We start from the raw sequence: 16,096 nt of genomic DNA, 5'->3' as shown, positions 1-16,096 counted from the left end.
CTAATTATTGATTAACAATGGATGAAAAAGCCGTCTGTAAAACGATAATTATCTTTGGTTAATAAAGCACTGAAATCATGGATGAACAAGATTTTGACCGACTGTTTGGTTCGCAGCTTCCCAATTTTGCGGGGAGTGATTGGCGGGAAATGGAAGGACGTTTGGAAAGAAACGATTTAAAACGGAAACTGACCCGACTGATGTGGGCGATACCATCAATAGCCACTATTATGTTTGGCGTTTCGGCAGTGTTGTATCATTACTTAAACCAAACCCAACAAAAAGTAAAAGAATTGGAAAATAGGTTAGTAGAAGTACATTCAAAGTATTCTAGCAAACCTGATACTATTATCCAAAAAACAATTGTTTATGATACGATTTATCAAAAAGTATTCGTCACTAAAACAATTGTACAAGTACCCAGTACGAGTGAAAAATTTACCAATAACCAAGACAAAGCTTACTTCGAAAAATATGATAATAAAACTACTGGAGAACAATCTATTATAGAAAGAGAAAAGTATATGGGTATGAATAAATTAAATTTTAAAAGCCCGATTTTAGCTACTTCGTCTCTCGACAAAAAAAACTTGATTGAATCTTTTAAATCAGTAGCAATGGAGGAAGATTCATTAGTGATGGAAAATCATTTCTCGATTATTCCAAAGTCGGTCTCAATTGGTGCGTTGGGTGGTATTCAAATGCCAAGTGGTGATTTTTTAGAACGCGGAGGAGGTACTCAAATAGGGATAAGAACCGTTCTGGGTTATCATAATAGCAAAGGCTTAGAACGTTGGGGGGTAGTGATTGATTTACAGAAAAACGATCTCTTTTTCGAGAACCACCGAGAAGAGGGCTTCGGGTCTTTTGACGGGGGCTTTGGAATAGGCGGAGGCGGTGGTGGAGGTGGCAAAAAGCCATTAAAAAAAGTTGATGTACCTCAATTTTGCGCTTATCAAGTTGGGTTGGGGCTACGATACAATTTGTTATTTAATCAAAACTTCAAACCATATTTTGGAGTAAACTGGAGCATTCAAATACCTAATCAATATAATATCAATTACTATTATGAAGACCCAACGAACAATCAAAGTACCTCTAACAAACAAGCATCCATTGCCAATTTGTTAGGGGGCAACGTTGGGGCAACGTATCAATTTTCAAAACATTTAGTAGCCAGTGCAGAAATAAATTATCAGACCCAAGCATTAAAAAACCCTAACCCTTTAAATGCTCCGGCTACTTTAGGTGCTAGGCTTGGATTATTTTATAGGTTTGGTAATTAAGATTTAGCGTTTCACATATTATAAGTTTCCGTGCCTGATTTTTCTTTAAAAAGTCGGGGTGTATATCTTTTTGTTAAAAAATAACCACTATTTGTTTATAGTAAAAAAATGAAGAATAATTCAATTAAAGTACTGATGCTGATGTTCATTCTGACTGCTGTTTTTAAAACCAATGCTCAGAATACTACCCCTAACGAGCCGATTTTTGGCACAGTAGTCGTAAAAAAAGTATCTAGCGATACCACTAAAAAACCTTTTAATATATTAAAACCAGCTTTTTTAAGGCTTGGTGTAATCGGTGGAAGTATATTTTCATTTGATGGTGGACGAAATTCTGTAGGTGGAACACTAGGATTAAGAGTGGAATATGGTATTTCAAATCGTTTTTCAATCATTGGGCAATTTCAAGATAATGCAAGCAGAGGCAATGATTTCCCAGAAGTACAAACGTCTTTAGGATTGAATTGGATGCCCTTCAAAAGCAAACGTTTACAACCTTACGTTGGACTTGGAGTAGGTATTGGTGGCAATGGCTTTGGTAGGTATAATCGCCGATTCTCTGGAGCAATGCCTGCATTTGATTTCGATAATAATCAAAGAAGACATCATGCTGAAGGTTTTGGTTTGGTAAGAACAGGCCTCAACTATGTGATAGCACGCCGACTGATTGGAACACTGGAAGCAAATTATCAAATGCCTTTTCAAACTGAAGGCTCGAATGGGAACGCTAATATTGCCTTGGGCTTATCGTACCAATTCGGAAGAAATAAAAAATAGCAACACAAATTTGGTTTTACATAAACGGTTGGGGCTAATGCCCCGACTGTTTCTTGAAAGCTTAGAAACGTGTGCTATGTACAAGATGTAACACAGTAAAATATCAAAAGCTTATTTTCTCATACTAACTCTTTTCATTATGAATACTTCAGTCTTAACCACCATTCAAGGTTTTTTAACAAAAACGTTTTATGTGAAACCGCATAGGGTAAAGCCCTACACTAGAATCTATGAAGATTTAGATTTGAATCAAATGGAATTTCTAGAAATGGTAATGATTGTTGAAAATGAATATCAAGTACAATTGGCTGATGGAGAGCTAGGTAAATGTAAAAAAATTAATGACCTCGCTAAGATGATTGAGCGAGCTTTAGGAAGAATATGAGAGTTTTTTCATAGATGTAGAGTTTAAGTGAATTGGAAACGCCATAAAGAATCTTATGGCGTTTTTTGTGTTTTTATATGTCTAAACTTACAATTTATACTTCAGCGCCAAATTAACGATTGCTCCTTCTTGGGGTGCCCAAATTGGCTTGAATGATGGATTTTGAGGTGTTCCTGATACAACGCTCTCGTAATCAGACTGTTTGATATTCAATACATTTTCAGCATTTAATATCAAACTTAGGTGGTCTCCAAATTTACGCTCAATGGCCGCTGCCCAAAATGAATAATCTTTCACTCGTTGATTATCGTATAAATATTGGCTACCTACAAAACTGCTTTCTATTCCAAAACGCCATTTATTTTCTACCGTATACGCTAATGTTAATGAAAATTTATCTTGCGGACTGAATGGCAAATAAGCCGATTCGCCCGAGCCTGAACGTTTGGCAATGGTATGATTATACCCTAAATAAAATTCAATGGCATCATATTCTAATCGCAAATAGGTATCTGTACCAATGCTGTTAATATCATAATTTGCATTGGTCAAGCGAGTTCTATTATTGCTACCAATTGAAGCCTCTGCAATGACTGGATTCGTAATATTGGTATAGTAGAAGGCTTGGTCTAATTGTACGGAAAATTTTTCCCCAATATGCGTAGAATATGCTACATCTATATTACTTCCCACCGAATGTTCTGGTTTTATCCCAATATCTAAAGGACTAAGGTTCCAGTAGTTTACACTAGTAACACTGTTCGCTGGCGTTTGGTTAGCAAACACATTAGGCGTTTTATACCCCGTTCCGACACTCCAACGAACCGTAAAGTGTTCCGACGGCTTAGTCATCAACGAAATTCGTGGTAATACAAATGTGCCAAAAACATTATGCTTATCTACACGCAAACCTGTTTGTAATGAAAGTTTGGGGAATAACTGCCAATCGTCCTGAGCAAAAAAGCCAATGGTATTGTATTGATAACTTACTAGCTGAGTACTATCAAGTTGAGGTTTATTAAAATTTTCTAATGTAAAGTTTCCTCCTAAAACTACCTTATGTTTACCTGCAATCAAATAGTCAGAGATTTCGGTATATGATGACGTCTGATTTGCCTTAAAGAATTTACTTTGTTCAGTAAAGTTTCTATTAAACGTACTAATAGCCCCTTTGATGGTTAAAGTATTATCGTCTGAAAAAGCGTGATTAAAATTATAGTCCATCGTATGGCGTTGAAAATCGTTGGCGGAAACAAAAAGCGGACCTGTGTTATTTTCTTGGTTTACAGCCTCCACAACGCCCCCAGCCCTTTTTTCAGTGATAAATGAATAACCTACATTTACTTTGCTTTTATCTGAAATGGTATAAAAAAAGCGTGGGTGAAAAGAAAACTGCTTTATTAAAGGACTATCAGAAAAACCATCATTGTTTACATCTACCGCCTTTTGATCAGTGACACCTGCGAAAAGCGTCATACCAAATTTTCCAAATTTCTGGGCATAATACGTATTTAGGTTAGTCTCTTTTAAGTTACTTCTATTTAAAACACCTGTAAATTCTGGAGTTTCAGAGGTAGGTGTTTTTGAAACAATATTAATCATTCCTCCTATTGCCCCACCACCATAAAGGGTAGAAACAGAGCCTTTTACTACTTCCACTTGTCGTAAATCTAAAGGTGGAATTTGCAAAACGCCTAAATTACCCGAAAAGCCTTCAAAGAGCGGAATTCCGTCACGTAAAATCTGTGTATATTTTGAATCTAAACCTTGCATTCTAATGGCTTGATTTCCATTGGTAGGCGAAGTTTTTTGGATATGAATAATAGAAATATCCCCGAGAATACTAGCGACATTCCCTGGTACTACCGCACTTTCTTCATCCATATCTTCTTGACCAAGCACCTCTACTTTTATAGGTAAATCTTCAATGCGAGAATTGGTTCTAGTAGCCGTAACGGTCACTTCTTCTAAGTCTTCTTTAGAGGGTGAAAGGGCGATAACAAAAGGTTGTTTATCTTCAGAAACAGGCAACGTAATTTCAATCTGCTTTTTTTCATACCCAATAAAACTAGCTTCAAAAAGCTGTTTGCCAGTGGGAAGGTTTTTTAATGTTACCAAACCATTGACATCGGCCGAACCACCAATTGCTTTTTTTGTGTTTAGCAAGCGAACACTTGCTCCGATAAGGACTTCATGATTTGTAGAATCCTCTAGTTTAAAGTTAATACTTAGATTTTGTGCAAAAAATGTTGAAGAGAACATCATCAACAAGGTTAGGAATAAAAGTTTTTGTTTCATTTGAATCCATTTTTTGAACAAACCTATGACATGAATTTGGAGGAAATTTGAAGACAGAAACTTCATTACCATTCCACTTCAAAAATATGCTCGTTTTCAGGTTCATTAAATTGATAAGAAAGCTTCAAACCGTAGTATTCTGCTATCTGATGCACAATGGCTAGTCCTAAACCGGTAGCTTCTGGATGATTAGGGTGTTTTACAAAACGTAGAAAGAGTTGCTCAACAGGAAAAGGCAATGCTTCGCCTTTGTTTTTGATAATTAGTTGATTTTGGTGTAAAATACAGCTAATCTCTCCTTGTTTTTGGTTGTATCGAATCGCATTTTTCAATAGATTACCAACCAAAATTTCTGCTAAATACGGGTTTATCAATAAATATTGATTGTCCTGAATTTCCTTCTTGATGACAATGCCCCGATGTTCAGCAAAAGCCTGATAAGTGTTCAAGAGGCCTTTTACAAGCACACTCATATCTACTGCTACAGCCTCTGAAAACTGATTGTTTTCTATCTTGGTGAGCAATAACAAAGATTTATTCAATTGTGAAATTTTTTGAAGTGCTTCGGTAGATTTTTGAATATGCAAAATTTCTTTTTCAGGCAAATTATCTGACTGCAAAAGGGTTTCTAGCTCTAAAGAAATAACCGCAATGGGCGTTTGAATTTCGTGAGAGGCATTTTCAGTAAACTGCTTTTGCAAACGGAATTGTTTACCGATACGCTCTATCATTAATTGTAGCGTCTGGCTTAGTAAATTAAATTCCTCTGTAGCTTCGGGCTGAAAGAAAGTTTCAGACTGTTTATTAATTTGATATACCCTTAATTTGTCGATAATGCCATTAAACGGCTTCCATAATTGACGATATACCATAAAGTTCAGGAGCAACATTAGCAATAATAACCCTAAAAAACATAGTCCAACGCCAACTGATAATTTTGCCGCAATTTCTTCAAATTCTTCATAGGGCTGTTTCAAAGTAACTAAAAAGTTATGTTGTGGCGTGACAACACTTCCTTTCAAAACCCTGATGGCTGTTTTATGATTTTCGCGTAAATCTATTTCGGTAGAGTCCATCAAATAAGGTTGTATGTTGATAGATGCTGGAATGATTGCTAGGTGAGGATTATCATCAATCGTCAGTAGATTGAACTGACTAGGTGGGAATTCATTAAGCCTTTTTTGGACTACTTTAAAATGCGAAATCAATAATTCATCTATTTCGTGTAAGGTAGATTTATGGATAAACCAGTTGAGCATCAGCACACCGAAAATGGCAATCGGCAAGGATGCTAAACTTAAATAGAGTGCTGTTTTAAGGAGTAATTTCATGATTTTTCTGAAAAAATATAACCTGCACCATATCTAGTTTTTACGTAATCTGTACAGCCCTTCTCGATAAGTTTCTTACGAAGATTTTTGATGTGGGTATAAATAAAATCGTGCGAATCGGCCAAATCCATAGAATCTCCCCAAAGATGTTCGGCAATCACAGACTTCGAAAGTATTCTATTCTTGTTTGAAATAAAGAATAGTAACAGTTCATATTCCTTGCCCGTCAGCTCTACTATTTCATCTTTAACACTTACTTGTTGGTTATCTGGGGAAATACTAATCACATCAAAAACTACTTTCGTTTTTCCATCAAATAATCTCCTCCTCAACACTGATTTAATTCTGGCATTCAGTTCAGATAAATGAAAAGGCTTCGTTAAATAATCGTCTGCTCCCAAATCGAGCCCCGTTAATCTATCCTCCAACGAATTTTTAGCAGACACGATGATGATACCTGCCGAGGTATTACGTTTCTTTAATTCACGAATAATCTCAAGCCCGTTTCCGTCAGGCAAAGTAATATCTATTACTAAGCAGTCATAATCGTAATCATTTACTTTCTCAATGGCTTTGTGAAATGTAGCAACCGACGAAACGATATTGCCTTCTTGTTCTAAAAAAGATTGCATCGATGCCAACAGTGAAGGTTCATCTTCAATAAGTAAAATTTTCATTTTTCGAGTGTTGATTGACTCACAAGTTATTAAATGTTTCTGTAGGAAATCTGATTTTAAACTTAATAAAGATTCGGTGTAAGGTGAGAAGGAGCAGTAGTAGCAAGAAGACAAAAACCTCATAGCCATTAAGCCATGAGGTCTGGAGTATGTTAGTGCACATAGTTAGATTGTTTTACAAATATGAATACTTTTTATTAAATTTAAAATGCGTATTTATACCTATTTTAAAGAAAAAAGATTTTTAGCGTAGTAAAAACATTTTACAAGAAGTTTTTAAAAAAGCCATTGACGTGGCTACCCTCACTAATATCGGTAGAAAAAACATTTTTGAGGTCACTAATTATCAGTTTATCCTGCCAATTTGACATTTTGTATTGCCTTGGAACTGTATTTGTAAATATTCATTTTATTAGAGTTTAAAATGTTTTAAGCTAAAAAATGACAAAATGACTATGCAAGAAAAAGGTAATATCTCGATTCATACCGAGAACATTTTCCCGATTATTAAAAAATTCCTTTATTCTGACCATGAAATTTTCCTTCGTGAGTTAGTGTCAAATGCTGTTGATGCTTCGCAGAAAATTAAAAGATTAGCTTCAATTGGTGAATATTCAGGTGAGTTAGGTGAATTGAAAGTTACGGTTTCTTTCGATAAAGAGGCAAAAACCATCACCATTTCAGATGCTGGTTTGGGGATGACGGCTGAGGAAATTAAGAAATATATTAATCAAATTGCTTTCTCGGGTGCTACCGAGTTTGTAGAAAAATATAAAGATAAAGGAGATGAAAAAGCCATTATCGGGCATTTCGGTTTAGGTTTCTATTCTGCTTTTATGGTAGCTGAAAGAGTTGATATTATTTCAAAATCATATCAAGAAGGTTCAGAATCCGTAAAATGGACTTGTGATGGTTCTACTGAATTTGAAATTTCAGAGGCTACTCGCGAGGCTCGTGGTACTGATATTATTTTACATGTAGCCGAAGACTCTCTAGAGTTTTTAGAAGAATTTAAATTGAAACAAATTCTTGATAAATACTGTAAATTTTTGCCGATTGAAATTGAATTTCAAGAGAAAATCATCAATAATCCTTCGCCAATCTGGACAAAATCTCCATCTGAATTAACAGATGAAGATTATCTTAAGTTCTACGAAGAACTATATCCTTTTGCTGAAAAACCATTGTTCTGGATTCACTTAAATGTAGACTATCCATTTAACCTGACGGGGATTTTATACTTCCCGAAAGTGAAAAATGAATTACAGCTACAACGTGAAAAGATTCAATTATACAGCCGTCAGGTATTTATTACTGACGAAGTAAAAGATGTTGTACCAGAGTTCTTGATGTTATTGCATGGTGTTATCGATTCACCAGATATTCCTTTGAATGTTTCGCGTAGTTTCTTACAGGCCGATAGTAATGTTAAGAAAATCAATTCGCATATTACTAAAAAAGTAGCTGATAAATTATCGGAGTTATTCAAAACTGACCGTGCAGATTTCGAACAGAAATTTGATAACATTGGTCTGTTCGTAAAATACGGTATGATTTCAGACGAGAAATTCTATGACCGTGCGAAAGATTACTGTTTAGTTCAAAACGTTGATGGTAAACATTTCACCCTGAATGAATACGCAGAATTTGCTCAAGAAAATCAGAAAGATAAAAACGATGATGTAATTTACTTGTACACAAGCGATGTAAATGCTCAGGATAGTTTTATCCAATCTGCCAAAAAACGTGGGTATGATGTATTGAAACTAGATTCAGTATTAGATAGTCACTTTATCAATCAGTTAGAAACTAAATTGGTAAAAACTAGCCTAAAAAGAGTAGATGCTGATACAATCGAGAAACTTATCGACAAAGGTGTTGCGGTTGATGTGGTACTTTCTGAAACAGAGAAAGAATCAGTGAAAAAGATTTTTGAAGAAGTAATCAACGATAAAAAAAAAGTTGTTGCTTTAGAAGCAATGCCAGTTGATGAACTACCTGCCGTAATTACGCAAAACGAATTCATGCGCAGAATGAGCGATATGTCTCGTGCTGGTGGTGGAGGCATGAATATGTTCGGCTCAATGCCAAACAATTATATTGTTTCTATCAATGCAAACCATGCTTCGGTTGCTAAAATTCTTCAAACTTCGGATGTAGAAGAGCAGAAAAAATTAGCGAAACAAGTATATGATTTAGCCTTGTTGTCACAAAATATGCTTACTGGTGGTGATTTAACAGCCTTTATTCAAAGAACAGCTTTAGCACTGTAATAACACTGATAATGATAAAAGCTCTGTTAAGATTTATTCTTAGCAGAGCTTTTGTATGATATAACCTATCCCTTAAATCAATGAAACTATGCTGTTTTTGATAGCATATAACACCAAACCCGTAACATTTCTGGAACCTGTTTTTTGTAATAGATTATTTCTATGACCATTGACAGTCTTTACACTAATATAGAGTTTCTCGGCTATTTCTTCGGCTGTGTATTGTTGACAGACAAGCTGTAATATTTCCTCCTCTCTTTTAGTGATGACAATATTCATTTTTTTAGCCTTTACTTTTTTGCCTATTCTGCCTTGAATTGCCTTCAAAGTACGTTCGTTAATATAAGAGCCCTTGGAATGAACCGATTGAATAGCATCAAATACTTCTTGGGGATCGCTATCTTTTACTAAATAGCCATGTGCACCATGTTCAATTAAATCGGTTATAAAATTTTCATCTTCATGCACTGAAAGAATAAGGATACGTACTTGGGGAAAAGAGGCTAACAGTGCATTCGTTACATCCAGCCCATTAAATCCCCTGTTGTCGGGTCGTGGTGGAAGTGAAATATCTACTAACATTACATCTGGAATAGTTTTGGCCTTATTTAATTTATCAATGACCGAATAGCCATCTCCAGATTCAAACACTACTTCAAATTTATTATTGGCAGCATAATTTAATATGCCTTTCATTCCTTCTCTGAAAAGTAGCTGGTCTTCTACCAAACCTACTTTTATTTTGTTTTCCATTATTAAACGATTGTTTAGATGGTGATGCTATAGTAAAATCTGTAGAATAATAATAATTATAAAGGATTTACACTATTATCAATTGGTATTTCAATAAAGGCATAAAAACCTTTCTCATTTTCATTATTACCCCACTTAAAAATCCCATTAAGGGCGGATACCCTACCTTCTATACTTTTAAGTCCTAATCCATCAGAGCCATTTTCAATGTTTATTCCACACCCATCGTCAGTGTATTTACACTGTATATCAAAAGCATTACACACAATGTTTAAATCAATCACCGTAGCATTGGCATGCTTGATGGTGTTGTTGATTAATTCCATGATAATTCGATAATAGCCTAAACTAATAGCCCATGTGACAATAGGCATATCGCACAGCGCAGTCAAACGAATATGTATTTTCCCAGTTTTATTAATTTGGTCAGTAACAGCTTCTAAGGTTTTTATTAATCCAAATTTCTCCAATTGAGGTGGCATTAATTGATGGCTGATACTACGTATACTACTAAGAGCGGATTCTGAAAGCTGACGAACGTTCTCAATACCTGCACGCGTTTTGGTATCGTCTTCCGCAATTTGTTGTTCTATCACTATTAAATGCATCCGCATAATAGACAGCACAGCACCAAGTTCGTCGTGTAAATCTTGAGCAATTCTTTTACGCTCTTCTTCTTGAATATGGATACTAGAACGGAGCAACTCATTCTGATAGAGTATTTTTAAGGATTCCTGTTTGAGCTTTTGCTCAAATAGGTTTTTATGAAAGTGTTGATTTAAAAGCACAACACCTATGGCTATTATAAAAACTATAATAGTCATAGGTAATATGGTTTCTACAATGTTCAATTGCGTGACCGCTTCCATAGGCTAATAAAAAAACAACCGTACATTATAAAAGAAAAAAACGCATGCAGTATCCACGTATAAAGATTAGTATCTACCGAAAATTTACTTACAATAGTAGCCCCAAAATAAAATATCAACAAATTGGATGTATGATAAATGAATAATCCAGAGTTAATCCAGTTCAAGCTGATAATATCATTATAAGCATTTTGTTTAACGATATCGTTTAAAAAAACCATAAATGAAAATAGCGTAAGGATTATAATCAGGATAGATTCAATTGTTAATGCATTAGAATTGAAGGTGTAAATATTCTGTAAGGCTAGCGAATTGATGATACTAAAGATAGAGAATAATATGGTCATACACCATATTATTCTCTTATTAATAAAATCACCTAAGATTGTCCGATAAAACCAGGCTTGCAAAATAAAACCTACTGGAACGTATATATGTAATAAAGGCATATTGTTCATACGATATAGCCAAAATGCCAAAGACAACAACTGTATAAAGCTTGAAAAAATGATAAAATACGAAAATACACGTAATTCTTTTTTCAATTCATTAAAACAAGCAACAGTATACAGTAGTGTTAGGAGTATCGGTAAATCCGACAACATAAGTATCGTCTTGGCTATATTCATCCTCTATTACAGCTTTTTCTTAGTTAAAAGGTCTTCATTTGTTGCACACGTATTAGGGCAAGGGGTGTTTAAATCCAACATATATTGGTCACTATTCGGGTAACCTGCTAAGTCCCCTGGTTTAATTCCATGTCCATTTTTATCAAGCATAACATCTTTCCCACCGATAGCGGGCGTAACATCTAAATTGGCTCCTTCTACTGGTACTACAAATAATTTAAAACTTCCTGTAATTCCATTTTGCGCCTTTGGTTGATAAGCTAAATAAACACGAATATTTTTATAAGTGGCTTTGTTAAGTAATGCTGAGTCTAGACCCATGGCAACTAATAATTCTTGAGACCTAATGGTGTAAGCTCTAATAGGCACATCACCAAGTGTCTTACGGCATAATAAATCATAAGAATCAATATCAGCGATGGCACTGTCTTTTGGTATTAGCAAATCGCTGAGCGGTACGGGGCCTTCCTTTATAGTATTATTTTCTGACTTTGTACAAGCAGTCATGGTAATCGCACATAAAACTGTAGCGATAAATAAGTTTTTAGTCTTCATAGTTATTTTTATTTAGTGTTTATAAATAATAATTGCCACTTTTCGCAGGCTCGCTAAATAGTGCATTATTTAATACAATACAATAATAAAAAAAGCAACTCAACAAACTACAAAAGACCATTGGTATAGTCCTAAAAACAGGTATTTATACCCGTCATTTTTATCAAATCAGGTATAAATATCCGTTTTAAGAAAGGACAATTTTCAATATGGGGTAGTATAAGAAGGAACAACAATGTGCAAAGTCCTGTTAATCTTAGTTTTACTGTTGTTCAGGGATAGGGTTTGGTTTTATGCAGTTTCAGAATACAATAATTACGACAACCCAGTTATTTTGTACAAATTGTTCAACTATGTAGGGCTGATGTTTTCAACAATTCGAATTGAAATATTTTTTAGGGTGGGCACAGTTGTACCAAGGAATTTTAAAGGTATTTTACAAAAGATTACTTTTCTTTAAAAAGACTTTTTCCTTTAAAAACCATACCAATTGAAGCTATTCCTACTAACGTAATTGAATTCAAAGGCATTAAAATTGCCGCTACAATTGGCGAGAGCGTACCTTGTACAGCAAAAGTTAACCCAACACAATTGTACATTAATGAAAATATATAACTAAAACGTATAAGCTTCAACGCAAATCTACTGTATTTCAAAAAGACTGGAAAGTCTTTCAAATGCTCTGCTGATAAAATCCCATCACTCATTGGGGTAAAATTCAGCGTATCATCCGTCACGGCAATTCCTATGTCTGCCTGTTTCAAAGCACCAGCATCATTCAATCCATCTCCTATCATAATTACCTTTTTGCCTTGGGACTGTAGCTTAAGGATAAAAGATAATTTTTCATGAGGGCTACACTCAAAACGCAAATGCTCTTTTGAGGTAAACCAACTTTCTATATGGGTCTTTTCATGCTGATTATCGCCTGATAATAAATATGTTTCATAATTTTCACCAAGGTTTTTTATGGTCTTTTCAATGTCTGCTCTGTAATGATTAGGCAAAGCAAAATAGCCTAAGTATTCGTCATCAATGGATAAATGAGCGACCGAAGCAGAGAAAGAATTAAGCTCTTTTTCAAGCGATGGATTGACAAAATTACCAGACCCCAACTTTACTAAATGTCCATGATATTTACCTTCAATTCCTTTACCTAGGGTTTCTTTAAACCCTTCAATGGCTAGAATTTGTTTTTCTTTCGATATTTCTTTTATCTTCTGCGAAATAGGGTGCGATGAATTATGCGCTAAAGAAACCACTAACATTTCTTCAAAAACTGACAACGGGCGTTTTCCTTGAAAGTGTGGTTTGGCTCCTTCCGAAGTTGTGATTGTACCTGTTTTATCAAAAACGATGGTATTGCAATTAGCCATCGTTTCAATAACATCCCCATTCTTTAAATAGAAATGCTGTTTCCCCAATATTCTTAACCCATTGCCAAGTGCAAAGGGGTAACTCAACGACAGTGTACAGGGACAAGCAATAATCAATATCGCTGAAAAAGCATTCAACATTTTACTTGAATCCTGAAAATACCAATAAGTAGCCACTGAAAATGCTAATGTCAACACACCAAAAGTAAAGTATTTCCCTACTAAATTGGAAAATACTTTGATACGGCTTTGTTGCTCTTTCTGAAACGTATCATTGTTCCAAAGTTGTGTTAAGTAGCTTTGAGATACATCTTTTAGCACTTCCATCTCTATCGTCCCTCCTACTTGTCTTCCTCCAGCAAATAAAAAATCGCCCAGCTCTTTTTTTTCAAGGGCAGCTTCTCCTGTTACAAAGCTATAGTCTATCCTAGCTTCACCTTTATACAACAATGAATCCGCAGGGATTAACTCGCCATTTCTTATTAAAATTTTATCTCCCTTTTTTAAAGCACTTACTGAAACAGACTCTTGCACGCCCATCACTAAACGAGTAACCGCCAAAGGGAAATAGGATTTATAATCGCGTTCGAAAGACAGAAAATGATATGTTTTTTGTTGGAACCATTTGCCAATTAATAAAAAGAAAATTAAGCCTGTAAGAGAATCAAAATAGCCCGCACCATGATTGAAAACAACTTCATAGATTCCTCTGAAAAAAGCGACCAATATGCTTAATAAGATAGGAAAATCGATGTTCACGATACCTTTGCGAAGGCTTTTGTAGACAGATTCAAAGTAGCTAGAAGCTGAGTAGAATACTACAGGTATTGCCAATACGATGTTTAAATACCCAAAAAGCAATTTATAGATATCGTCTTGTAGCCCTAAGTATTCAGGAAAGCTAAAGAGCATAATATTGCCCGCACAAAAACCAGCAAGGCCTAATTGTGTAAGTAATTTTCTATCATTGGGCTTTTGTTTTTCCTTCACTACATCATTCAACGACATCAAAGGCTCGTAACCTACTGAACTCAACAATTCGGCTAATTGACGAAAGCTGATACCGTGTTGGGCTACATTATGATTGAAGGTAACGGCTACTTGTTTCTTTAAAAAATCTACCTGCGAACGCTCAATGCCTTCGTGCAAACGGAATAAGTTTTCCAATAAATATAAACATGAGCTACAGTGTATGGTAGGAATATAGAAAGTAACCTTCGAAATATTTTCATTTTGAAAATCCAATAGTGTTTTGGCAATTTCAGGATTATCTAAAAAATCAAACCGTGAAATTTGAGGAGTATTACCAGCTTTTTTTTCTATTTCATAATAATTACAAAGATTGTTCTGGTCTAGAATCTCGTAGACTGTCTTGCATCCATCACAACAAAAAAACTTCTCTTCTATATGAATATGGTCGTCGGGGCATTCATTTCCGCAATGAAAACAAAGTTGAGCTATATCGGTAGTGGCAATCATGTGAGTAGCGTTTATTTTTTGAGCAAGAATCCCAAAAGCTCTGTATCAAAACACAAAATTGATTTTTGATGAATCAAAGTTCATCTTTAAACAATTTGTAAAACATGAGTAAAGCAATTGATAAAACTGATTAAAGTCATTTACAAAAGAGATATAAATAGGGAATTTCGAAGATAATAATCCAGAAAATTTATGACTCCCAACTGTAATAATTGCGAATTCAAGAATTCGTCACTTTTCAAAAACTGTTCTCATGATGAATTAAACCATATCAACGATAGCAAATGCTTCAATACTTATAAAAAAGGACAGGTTATTTTTCATGAGGGGAATCGTCCTTTAGGGCTCTTCTGTGTATTCAATGGAAAAGTAAAAGTAAGCAGACTAGGGTCTGATGGCAAAGAACAGGTAATAAGGCTTGTGAAAAAAGGAGACACTTTGGGCTATCGGTCTTTGATTGAAAATACCAAGTATAGTGCTTCTGCTATTGCCTTGGATGATACACAGGCCTGTTTTATATCTGCTACAGAATTTAACAACCTTATTGATACCAATGTAAAAGTGGCTAGTGACTTAATGAGGATGCTTGCCAAAGTATTGGGGGATACGCAGGATAAATTGGTACACTTGGCAATGAAACCTGTCAGAGAACGTTTGGCTGAGGCTTTGCTTTTATTAAAAAGCACTTATGACGACAAAAAAGCTGAACATTTTTCGATTTCCATTTCCCGCGAAGACCTTTCTTCTATTGTAGGCACGGCCAAAGAAACTGTAATTAGGTTCCTTTCTGAATTTAAAGAGGAGGGAATCGTAAGCACTCGTGGAAGTGAAATCACTATTCTGAGAGCCGATAAATTATTACAAATAAGTAGTTTATACGATTAATTAATGCACCCTTACATACATTAGATACAATTATTTATAAGCTCGTTCTAGCCTTATTTTATCATTAATTGTATTGATAAAAATCATTTCAGCGAAGTTAGTAAAAGAGCTAACTTGGCCACAGATTAACAAACATTTACATGAATAAAGCAGAAAAAGTAATATTGTCCAGTGGTATTCAACTGAGTTTTAAACAAGGTGACTATTTGTACAGAAAAGGACAACACCCCGACTACGTTTTTTATATCAAAGATGGAAGTGTAGAATTAAGAGACGGTTTGAAAGAGGCTGTTGTCCTTAAAAACAAAAGGTATTTTTTGGGGTTAGAAGAAATGCTTTTAGAAAAAGACCATCCCTACTCAGTAAAAGTACTAGAGCATTCTATCTTTTTGATTTTTGAAAAATCTTTAATAGATGCCCTCATTCACGAACACACAGATATTCGTAGGTATTTTATGATGAGTATCTGTAATCAGATAGATGAAAGAAATACTGTTTTTGAATAAATTGGCAAGCTGATAAA

General features: G+C 34.9%; 13 protein-coding genes. 6 read left to right on the top strand and 7 right to left on the bottom strand.

Annotated elements, in window-relative coordinates; translation table 11 throughout:
• The first annotated feature begins 77 nt into the window (after positions 1-77).
• From AC07XN_RS10820 to AC07XN_RS10810, 3 genes are all read left to right on the top strand, one after another.
• Positions 78-1,286 (top strand): hypothetical protein, encoded by a 1,209-nt coding sequence (locus tag AC07XN_RS10820; protein WP_309912410.1) that lies wholly within the window; start codon positions 78-80, stop codon positions 1,284-1,286.
• 108 nt (positions 1,287-1,394) lie between these two features.
• Positions 1,395-2,063 (top strand): hypothetical protein, encoded by a 669-nt coding sequence (locus AC07XN_RS10815; protein ID WP_309912412.1) that lies wholly within the window; start codon positions 1,395-1,397, stop codon positions 2,061-2,063.
• A gap of 139 nt (positions 2,064-2,202) precedes the next feature.
• Positions 2,203-2,448 carry an acyl carrier protein gene (locus AC07XN_RS10810; protein WP_309912414.1) on the top strand — a complete coding sequence of 82 codons (246 nt, stop codon included), beginning with the start codon at positions 2,203-2,205 and terminating at the stop codon, positions 2,446-2,448.
• A gap of 87 nt (positions 2,449-2,535) precedes the next feature.
• Here AC07XN_RS10810 and AC07XN_RS10805 read toward each other — a convergent pair whose 3' ends face one another.
• The 3 genes from AC07XN_RS10805 to AC07XN_RS10795 form a co-directional block, all read right to left on the bottom strand.
• The gene (locus tag AC07XN_RS10805; RefSeq protein WP_494743067.1) at positions 2,536-4,746 is read right to left on the bottom strand and encodes a TonB-dependent receptor; all 2,211 of its coding nucleotides are present in this window, start codon (positions 4,744-4,746) and stop codon (positions 2,536-2,538) included.
• Between the two features lie 65 nt (positions 4,747-4,811).
• Positions 4,812-6,077: a sensor histidine kinase gene (locus tag AC07XN_RS10800; RefSeq protein WP_494743066.1), complete on the bottom strand. Its 1,266-nt coding sequence runs from the start codon at positions 6,075-6,077 to the stop codon at positions 4,812-4,814.
• Positions 6,074-6,754, bottom strand: a complete 681-nt coding sequence (locus AC07XN_RS10795) for a response regulator transcription factor (protein WP_494743065.1) — start codon at positions 6,752-6,754, stop codon at positions 6,074-6,076. Before AC07XN_RS10795 ends, AC07XN_RS10800 begins: the two co-directional genes overlap by 4 nt.
• A 455-nt stretch (positions 6,755-7,209) precedes the next feature.
• Between AC07XN_RS10795 and htpG the strand changes: the two genes are divergently transcribed.
• The gene (htpG, locus tag AC07XN_RS10790; RefSeq protein WP_494743070.1) at positions 7,210-9,027 is read left to right on the top strand and encodes a molecular chaperone HtpG; all 1,818 of its coding nucleotides are present in this window, start codon (positions 7,210-7,212) and stop codon (positions 9,025-9,027) included.
• Positions 9,028-9,099: 72 nt separating this feature from the next.
• Here the strand turns inward: htpG and AC07XN_RS10785 are convergent, their stop codons facing one another.
• The 4 genes from AC07XN_RS10785 to AC07XN_RS10770 form a co-directional block, all read right to left on the bottom strand.
• On the bottom strand, positions 9,100-9,780 hold the full coding sequence (locus AC07XN_RS10785; RefSeq protein WP_309912422.1) for a response regulator transcription factor: 681 nt from the start codon (positions 9,778-9,780) through the stop codon (positions 9,100-9,102).
• A gap of 56 nt (positions 9,781-9,836) precedes the next feature.
• Positions 9,837-10,604 (bottom strand): sensor histidine kinase, encoded by a 768-nt coding sequence (locus tag AC07XN_RS10780; RefSeq protein ID WP_494743064.1) that lies wholly within the window; start codon positions 10,602-10,604, stop codon positions 9,837-9,839.
• A 680-nt stretch (positions 10,605-11,284) separates the two neighbouring features.
• Positions 11,285-11,833 carry a hypothetical protein gene (locus tag AC07XN_RS10775; protein WP_494743063.1) on the bottom strand — a complete coding sequence of 183 codons (549 nt, stop codon included), beginning with the start codon at positions 11,831-11,833 and terminating at the stop codon, positions 11,285-11,287.
• Positions 11,834-12,279: 446 nt separating this feature from the next.
• Positions 12,280-14,688 carry a heavy metal translocating P-type ATPase gene (locus AC07XN_RS10770; protein WP_494743062.1) on the bottom strand — a complete coding sequence of 803 codons (2,409 nt, stop codon included), beginning with the start codon at positions 14,686-14,688 and terminating at the stop codon, positions 12,280-12,282.
• 192 nt (positions 14,689-14,880) lie between these two features.
• On the opposite strand from AC07XN_RS10770, the gene AC07XN_RS10765 reads away from it, so the two are divergent.
• Both AC07XN_RS10765 and AC07XN_RS10760 read left to right on the top strand, forming a co-directional pair.
• Positions 14,881-15,573, top strand: coding sequence for a Crp/Fnr family transcriptional regulator (locus tag AC07XN_RS10765; protein ID WP_309912430.1), 693 nt, complete (start codon positions 14,881-14,883; stop codon positions 15,571-15,573).
• Between the two features lie 140 nt (positions 15,574-15,713).
• A complete protein-coding gene (locus AC07XN_RS10760; RefSeq protein WP_309912432.1) occupies positions 15,714-16,079 on the top strand; it encodes a cyclic nucleotide-binding domain-containing protein in 366 nt (121 codons plus the stop codon).
• Positions 16,080-16,096 lie beyond the last annotated feature (17 nt).

It is taken from the genome of Arcicella sp. GW458-12-2-14-TSB2, assembly GCF_059423785.1.
Note: the sequence above shows the minus strand (reverse complement) of the source record. Positions and strands in the feature narration are given on the sequence as shown.